This window comes from Roseisolibacter sp. H3M3-2 (assembly GCF_029211165.1).
GTDB lineage: Bacteria > Gemmatimonadota > Gemmatimonadetes > Gemmatimonadales > Gemmatimonadaceae > Roseisolibacter.
Map to the genome: position 1 here is coordinate 1 of NZ_JARGEK010000721.1, position 880 is coordinate 880.

At 75.5% G+C, this 880-nt stretch carries 2 protein-coding genes; both read right to left on the reverse strand.

Features of this window, described 5'->3' with window-relative positions; translation table 11 throughout:
- A partial coding sequence (locus PYV61_RS25975; RefSeq protein ID WP_275836788.1) for an Hpt domain-containing protein occupies positions 1 to 339 on the reverse strand: 339 nt, incomplete at its 3' end.
- A gap of 31 nt (positions 340 to 370) precedes the next feature.
- Positions 371 to 733 carry a response regulator gene (locus tag PYV61_RS25980; protein WP_275836789.1) on the reverse strand — a complete coding sequence of 121 codons (363 nt, stop codon included), beginning with the start codon at positions 731 to 733 and terminating at the stop codon, positions 371 to 373.
- Positions 734 to 880 lie beyond the last annotated feature (147 nt).

An 880-nucleotide genomic window follows, 5' to 3' on the forward strand; every position in this document is an offset into this window, starting at 1 on the left:
GGCGGCGCCGACGGCGGCGGCCACCGCGGCCGCCAGCGCGTCGGCGGCGTCGAGCAGCGCGTCGAGCGTCGCCGGGTCGGGCGTTACGGCGCCGGCGCGCAGCTCGGCGACCACGTGCGCCAGCTCGTGCGCGACGCGCTCCACGACGGCGTAGCCCATCGTGGCGCTCATCCCCTTGACCGTGTGCACGGCGCGGAACGCCGCGTCCACGTGCGCGGCGCCGTCGGCGCCGTCGGCGCCGTCCCGCTCCAGCGCGAGCAGCGCGGCCGAGGCGGCGGCGAGGTGCTCGCGCGCCTCCTCGGCGAACAGCGCGGCGTAGCGCGCGGTCGAGAAGCTCACCGTCGTTCGCCCCCGCCGCGCGCCGCGCGCGTCAGCTCAGGATGCGCTCGACCGCCTCCAGCACGCGGCTCGGCTGGAACGGCTTGACGACGAAGTCCTTCGCCCCCGCCTGCAGCGCCTCGACGACCAGCGCCTGCTGGCCCATCGCGCTGCACATCAGCACGCGCGCGCCCGGGTCGAGGCGCGTGATCTCGCGCACCGCGTCGATCCCGCCCATGTCCGGCATGACGATGTCCATCGTCACGAGGTCGGGCTTGAGCGCCTGGTACTTCTCGATCGCCTGCACGCCCGACTCCGCCTCGCCGACGATCTCGAACCCTGCCTGCTGCAGGATGTCGCCGACCATCGTGCGCATGAAGATGGCGTCGTCGCAGATCAGCACCCTACGGGACACGCGTCACCCTCCTTCGTCGTACAGGTCGTCGAGCAGCGCCGCGACGTCCAGGCGCGCGACGACGGCGTGGGCCGCCCCCGCGTCCGCGGCGGGTCGGGACGCCGGCGCAGCGGCGCGCGCTCGACGCGCCAGCAGGCGCACGACCCC